Source organism: Psychrobacter sp. 1U2, assembly GCF_051847575.1.
Genome location: NZ_JBPYDC010000751.1, coordinates 1 through 856, shown reverse-complemented (window position 1 = coordinate 856; position 856 = coordinate 1). Strand labels below are relative to the sequence as shown.

1 protein-coding gene is annotated in these 856 nt (G+C 41.4%); it reads left to right on the top strand.

Features of this window, described 5'->3' with window-relative positions:
* Positions 1 to 477 precede the first annotated feature (477 nt).
* Positions 478 to 856: TatD family hydrolase (locus ACS8FD_RS18520; RefSeq protein WP_439276922.1), on the top strand; the 379-nt coding region annotated here is incomplete at its 3' end.

Below are 856 nucleotides of genomic sequence, written 5' to 3'. Positions count from 1 at the left end.
AGACAAAGTCGGCAAATTATCTATCGTGCGTCGCTGTCGCATATGGAGGCGGTCGTGCAGTTTTTGTTGCAAGACTGCTGTGCAGGACATCCAGAGCTGTGTGCCTCGCTGATGGATAGTTTGGGTGGATGTGAGATTGTCAAACCTAATAATCAAGACAGTTTTTAGGGCAAACGCTAAGTCGATAGCTAATTCAATAGACATATTCTTAATAACTCTAGTCGATTTCAAATAAAACAAATACATTATATTTCAACGTGGAACTGGTATAAATTTTTCTTGCGTGCTGTGCCTGCGCTGCTCGATGCTGCGTAAAATTCATCCCAGTTCCACTGTATCGTTTTTATACTGAACTCACTATAGCCTGATAGTTTACTGTTAAAGAACGCTTGAAAACAGTGCTATTTATAGCAATAAATAGTGTAGCGATTACCAAATCCATATTTTAAAAGATGTTACTTATTAACGAGATTGTTTATGTTTACTGATACCCATTGCCATCTAAACCGGTTAGATTTAACGAAGTATGATGGTCGATTGTCCGGCGCGATAGCTGCTATGAAAGAAGCCAATGTCACCCGTGCGATGGCGATTATGTGTGATTTTGCTGAATATGATGAGATTGCCAATATTGTCAGCACTTACGGTGATGAGACGTTAAATCTAGGCATGAGTGTGGGTATCCATCCTTGTGAAGATATTGGCATATTGCAATCAGCGACGGTTGAGCGTTTGATAGAGACCGCTGACGCTAAGCATGTCTGGGCAATAGGTGAGACGGGACTGGATTACTACTGGTCAACAGAAAATAAAAAAGAGCAACAAGCCAGCCTTGCCCGTCATATACATGCCAGTC